Source organism: Streptomyces atriruber (genome assembly GCF_001418325.1).
GTDB lineage: Bacteria > Actinomycetota > Actinomycetes > Streptomycetales > Streptomycetaceae > Streptomyces > Streptomyces atriruber.
In genome coordinates this window covers 1-5,606 of sequence record NZ_LIPN01000048.1, presented here as the reverse complement: position 1 = coordinate 5,606, position 5,606 = coordinate 1, and the positions used below count along the sequence as shown (strand labels likewise).

Sequence of the window (5,606 nt, the reverse complement as noted above, 5' to 3'; positions counted from 1 at the left end):
CCACGGCCAGACCGCTCAGCCCACCACACCCACGGCCAGACCGCTCAGCCCACCGCAAGCAACACAGCCAACAACACCGCACCCACGACACACGGCACAACGATCTCGTAGGCCCACCGCACCACGGGCTCGCCCTGCGCGGACTCCGCGTCGGCCCGCTGCTCGGAGAGGTCGCGGAGCTCGTCCATGGACTGGTCGCCCGACGCGCGGGTGGGCGGCGCGGTGGGGTCGAGGAAGCGGCGGCCGCCCGTCGTCGGGTCGCCGGACGCCGCGGCCTGCGACTGCCTGCGCGCCGCCTTCTTGCGGCCGCGCAGCGAGACGGGGATCGCCCAGAGCTGGAACTTGGCGCCGACGTTGGTGAGGACCTCGTTGGAGTAGCCGGAGCGGAGCGTCGCGATGGACGCCCACGGCAGCGTGATGGTCCGGAAGGGGTTGCGGATCCGGAGCCGGTCGTCGTTGGCGTACACCGCGGGCCGTACGGTGAACGCGACGACCAGCGGCACGGCGAAGAGCAGCCCGGCGAGCGCGAGCCACGGCGTGCGGCCCTCGCCGCGGATCGCCGCGTCGGTGCCGAGCCAGGCGCCCAGGGCGAGCAGCAGGACACCACCGGCGATGCCGGCCGGGGACCGGAAGGTGCGGTCCTTGTACGCGGGCTCCGCCACGGGGTTCTGGGGGTCGCTCATACCCTGATTCTGCCTGAAGGTCCGCCCGGGGCCCCGGCCCCCACCCCTGTACAGCAGCTACGCGCGTAGATATGCTCCCCTCGTGACCATGCCCACTGCATTCGCTGACGTGACAGCGTCCGACAGCACGCTCCGCCGCTTCCTTCACGGGCTGCCCGGCGTCGACGCGGTCGGCCTGGAGGCGCGTGCCGCCTCGCTCGGTACCCGTTCGATCAAGACCACGGCGAAGGCGTACGCCATCGACCTGGCCATTTCGATGATCGACCTGACGACGCTGGAGGGCGCCGACACCCCGGGCAAGGTCCGGGCGCTCGGCGCGAAGGCCGTGAATCCGGATCCCACCGACCGTGACACCCCGCGCACCGCGGCCGTCTGCGTCTATCCGGACATGGTCGCCACCGCCAAGGAGGCCGTCGGGACCAGCGGCGTGAAGGTCGCGTCCGTCGCGACCGCGTTCCCCGCGGGCCGCGCCGCCATCGACGTGAAGCTCGGCGACGTGCGCGAGGCCGTCGCGGCGGGCGCCGACGAGATCGACATGGTCATCGACCGGGGCGCGTTCCTGTCGGGTGACTACATGACGGTGTTCGAGCAGATCCGCGCCGTGAAGGAGGCCTGCGGCACCGCCCGCCTGAAGGTCATCTTCGAGACCGGCGAGCTCTCGACGTACGACAACATCAAGCGCGCCAGCTGGATCGGCATGATCGCGGGCGCCGACTTCATCAAGACCTCGACCGGCAAGGTCGGCGTCAACGCCACCCCGGCCAACACCCTGCTCATGCTGGAGGCCGTCCGCGACTTCCGCGCGCAGACCGGGGTGCAGATCGGCGTGAAGCCCGCGGGCGGCATCCGGTCGACCAAGGACGCGGTGAAGTTCCTCGTCCTGGTGAACGAGACGGCCGGTCCCGACTGGCTGGACAACCACTGGTTCCGCTTCGGTGCCTCTTCGCTCCTCAACGACCTGCTCATGCAGCGTCAGAAGCTGGCCACCGGCCGCTACTCCGGCCCCGACTACGTGACGGTGGACTGATCACCATGACTTCCCCCTTCGAGTACGCTCCGGCGCCCGAGTCCCGCTCCGTCGTCGACATCGCGCCGAGCTACGGCCTGTTCATCGACGGCGAGTTCACCGAGGCCGCCGACGGCAAGGTCTTCAAGACGGTCTCCCCGTCCACCGAAGAGGTCCTCTCCGAGGTCGCGCAGGCCTCCTCCGAAGACGTCGACCGCGCGGTGAAGGCCGCCCGCAAGGCCTTCGAGAAGTGGTCGGCGCTGCCGGGCGCCGAGCGCGCCAAGTACCTCTTCCGGATCGCCCGGATCATCCAGGAGCGCAGCCGCGAGCTGGCCGTCCTGGAGACCCTGGACAACGGAAAGCCCATCAAGGAGACGCGCGACGCGGACCTCCCCCTGGTCGCCGCGCACTTCTTCTACTACGCGGGCTGGGCCGACAAGCTCGACCACGCGGGGTACGGCCCGAACCCGGCCCCGCTCGGCGTCGCGGGCCAGGTCATCCCGTGGAACTTCCCGCTCCTGATGCTGGCCTGGAAGATCGCCCCGGCGCTCGCGACCGGCAACACGGTCGTCCTGAAGCCCGCCGAGACCACGCCCCTGAGCGCCCTGTTCTTCGCGGACATCTGCCGTCAGGCGGGTCTCCCGAAGGGCGTCGTCAACATCCTTCCCGGGTACGGCGACGCGGGCGCGGCCCTGACCGCCCACCCGGATGTGAACAAGGTCGCCTTCACGGGCTCCACCGCCGTCGGCAAGGCCATCGCCCGCCAGGTCGCGGGCACCGACAAGAAGGTCACGCTCGAACTGGGCGGCAAGGGCGCGAACATCGTCTTCGACGACGCCCCCATCGACCAGGCCGTCGAGGGCATCGTCACCGGAATCTTCTTCAACCAGGGCCAGGTCTGCTGCGCCGGATCGCGCCTCCTCGTACAGGAGTCGATCCAGGACGAGCTGCTGGACTCCCTGAAGCGGCGGCTCTCCACCCTGCGCCTGGGCGACCCGCTGGACAAGAACACCGACATCGGCGCCATCAACTCCGCCGAGCAGCTCGCCCGCATCTCCGCGCTCGCCGAGACCGGCGAGGCGGAGGGCGCCGAGCGCTGGTCGGCGCCGTGCGAACTGCCCTCCTCCGGCTACTGGTTCGCGCCGACGCTCTTCACCAACGTCACACAGGCGCACACCATCGCCCGCGACGAGATCTTCGGCCCGGTGCTGTCCGTCCTCACGTTCCGCACGCCGGACGAGGCGGTCGCCAAGGCCAACAACACGCAGTACGGGCTCTCCGCCGGCATCTGGACGGAGAAGGGCTCGCGCATCCTCGCTGTCGCGAACAAGCTCCGGGCGGGCGTCGTCTGGGCCAACACTTTCAACAAGTTCGACCCGACGTCGCCGTTCGGCGGCTACAAGGAGTCGGGCTTCGGCCGCGAGGGCGGCCGGCACGGGCTGGAGGCGTACCTCGATGTCTGACCGACTCACGGTTTTCAAGACCTACAAGCTGTACGTCGGGGGCAAGTTCCCCCGCAGCGAGAGCGGCCGGGTGTACGAGGTGACCGACTCAAAGGGCAAGTGGCTGGCGAACGCGCCCCTCTCCTCCCGCAAGGACGCCCGCGACGCGGTCGTCGCCGCGCGCAAGGCGTTCGGCGGCTGGTCGGGCGCGACCGCGTACAACAGGGGCCAGGTCCTCTACCGCGTCGCGGAGATGCTGGAGGGCCGCAAGGACCAGTTCGTGCGGGAGGTGGCGGACGCGGAGGGCATCTCCAAGTCCAAGGCCGCCGCCCAGGTCGACGCGGCCATCGACCGCTGGGTCTGGTACGCGGGCTGGACCGACAAGATCGCCCAGGTCGTGGGCGGGGCGAACCCGGTCGCGGGCCCGTTCTTCAACCTTTCGACGCCGGAGCCGACGGGTGTGGTCGCGGTCGTCGCGCCCCAGAAGTCGTCGTTCCTCGGCCTCGTCTCGGTGATCGCCCCGGTGATCGCGACGGGCAGCACGGTCGTCGTGATCGCGTCCGAGAAGTCCCCGCTGCCCGCGCTCTCGCTCGGCGAGGTCCTCGCGACGTCGGACGTCCCCGGCGGCGTGGTCAACATCCTCACCGGCAGGACGGCCGAGATCGCGGCCCCGCTCGCCGCCCACCAGGACGTCAACGCGATCGACCTGACGGGCGCGGACGCCGAGCCGGCGCGCGAGCTGGAGATCGCGGCGGCGGACAACCTCAAGCGCGTGCTCCGTCCACAGCCTGTGGACTGGTCGGCCGACCCCGGCACGCACCGCATGACGGCTTTCCTGGAGACCAAGACGGTCTGGCACCCGACGGGTTCGCTGGGCGCGTCCGGCTCGGCCTACTAGCCACTCCCGCACAGCGAAGCCCCGGCCTCCTCCGTCCAGGAGGCCGGGGCTTCGTCATGTCACAGCCCGAACCGTGCCGCGACCCCGTCGAGCACGCACTCCAGGCCGGTCTCGAACTCCCAGGCCGGGTCGTCCTTGCGCGTCGCCTCCTGGATGTAGCGCCGGTAGGTGGGGTAGCGCCCGGTCCCGATCAGGTACTGCATCTGCGGGGCGAGGCCGATCCGCATCTCCTCCGGGCTCTGCCACTCCTGCTGCCGCAGATACTCGCCGAGCGCCACCTCGGAGCGGACCATGCCGCCGACGTAGGCGGTGACGGTGCGGAAGACGGCCATCAGCACGTCGACGTCCAGGCCGTGCCCGTCGAGCGCGGCGAGCTGACGCTCCGCCGACGCGAACCGGTTCGGGGTCAACGCGTGCAGCGGAGTGGGCAGTTCAGCCATCCACCGGTGCCGCAGCGTCATCGCGCGGGTCGCGTGCGCGGACTCCCGCAGCACGTCGCGCCAGCCCGTCACCTCGGCGGGCGACTCCAGCTCGGCCGAGACCGTGTCGACCATCAGCGCCAACAGGTCGTCCTTTCCCGAGACATGGCGGTACGCGGCCATGGGCGCGACACCGAGCTCGGTGGCGAGGCGGCGCATGGTGACGGCCGCGATGCCCTCGGCATCGGCGACCCGGACCGCGACGGCGGCGATGCGCTGCGGAGTCAGCGCCGTGCGGGGCGCGGACGCGGGGCGTTCCAGGCGTTCCCAGAGAGTGACCTCCGGCTCGTCCTTCTTCTGCATGACCATGCGTACAGCGTATCCCTTGTAGACGTCGTACACACCGGCGTGTACGTTGTACGCATCTCGATACGGCGTACACGCCGTCCGTCCGCACCAGGGGGTCCCCATGAACAGTCAGCCGCAGCAGCTCCGCGTCGCGGTGGTCGTCGGCAGCACCCGCGAGGGCCGCTTCGCCCCCGTCGTCACCCGCTGGATCAAGGGCCACCTCGACCAGCGCGACGACATGGACGTGGACGTCGTCGACCTGGCCGAGACCCCGCTGCCCACCGTCCTCCCGGCCTTCGGCGGGCCACTCCCGCCCGGCACCGAGGAGGCCCTCGCCGTGGTCACACCGCGCCTGGCGGCGGCCGACGCCTTCGTCTTCATCACGCCGGAGTACAACCACAGCTACCCGGCGTCCCTGAAGAACGCCATCGACTGGCACAACGAGCAGTGGCACGCCAAGCCGATCGGCTTCGTCTCCTACGGCGCCATCTCCGGCGGCCTGCGCGCGGTCGAGCATCTCCGGGTCGTGATGGCCGAGTTGAACGCGACGACGATCCGCAACACCGTCAGCCTGCACAACGCGTGGGGCCTGTTCGACGAGGCGCAGGAGATGACGGCGCCGGAGAGCGACGCCGCGGTCAAGACCATGCTCGACCAGCTCGCCTGGTGGGCACTGGCCCTGCGCGAGGCCAGGTCCGCCCGCCCGTACGCCGCCTGACGCCACGTCACCCACATCGAGGACGCCATGACCCAGCGTACGGAAGCAACGGCACGCCCCACCCCGGAACCGCCGTCGGACACCCCCGGGGC

The 5,606-nt window shown here is 70.7% G+C and carries 6 protein-coding genes; 4 read left to right on the top strand and 2 right to left on the bottom strand.

From position 1 onward, the window contains the following. Window positions 1-44: 44 nt before the first annotated feature. Window positions 45-683 (bottom strand): PH domain-containing protein, encoded by a 639-nt coding sequence (locus AOK03_RS05665; protein ID WP_055564050.1) that lies wholly within the window; start codon window positions 681-683, stop codon window positions 45-47. A gap of 88 nt (window positions 684-771) precedes the next feature. Here AOK03_RS05665 and deoC point away from each other — a divergent pair, with 88 nt between their 5' ends. From deoC to AOK03_RS05650, 3 genes are read left to right on the top strand one after another with little or no spacing between them, the layout of a single operon-like run. Next, window positions 772-1,710 carry a deoxyribose-phosphate aldolase gene (gene deoC / locus AOK03_RS05660; protein WP_055564049.1) on the top strand — a complete coding sequence of 313 codons (939 nt, stop codon included), beginning with the start codon at window positions 772-774 and terminating at the stop codon, window positions 1,708-1,710. 5 nt (window positions 1,711-1,715) lie between these two features. Then, entirely contained in the window at window positions 1,716-3,152 is a 1,437-nt protein-coding gene (locus tag AOK03_RS05655) for an aldehyde dehydrogenase family protein (protein ID WP_055564048.1), read from the top strand. Continuing rightward, window positions 3,145-4,029, top strand: a complete 885-nt coding sequence (locus AOK03_RS05650) for an aldehyde dehydrogenase family protein (RefSeq protein ID WP_055564047.1) — start codon at window positions 3,145-3,147, stop codon at window positions 4,027-4,029. Before AOK03_RS05655 ends, AOK03_RS05650 begins: the two co-directional genes overlap by 8 nt. Before the next feature lie 59 nt (window positions 4,030-4,088). Here AOK03_RS05650 and AOK03_RS05645 read toward each other — a convergent pair whose 3' ends face one another. Next, window positions 4,089-4,817: a TetR/AcrR family transcriptional regulator gene (locus AOK03_RS05645; protein ID WP_055564051.1), complete on the bottom strand. Its 729-nt coding sequence runs from the start codon at window positions 4,815-4,817 to the stop codon at window positions 4,089-4,091. 100 nt (window positions 4,818-4,917) lie between these two features. Between AOK03_RS05645 and AOK03_RS05640 the strand changes: the two genes are divergently transcribed. Next, window positions 4,918-5,514: an NADPH-dependent FMN reductase gene (locus tag AOK03_RS05640; RefSeq protein WP_055564046.1), complete on the top strand. Its 597-nt coding sequence runs from the start codon at window positions 4,918-4,920 to the stop codon at window positions 5,512-5,514. The last annotated feature ends 92 nt before the right edge of the window (window positions 5,515-5,606 follow it).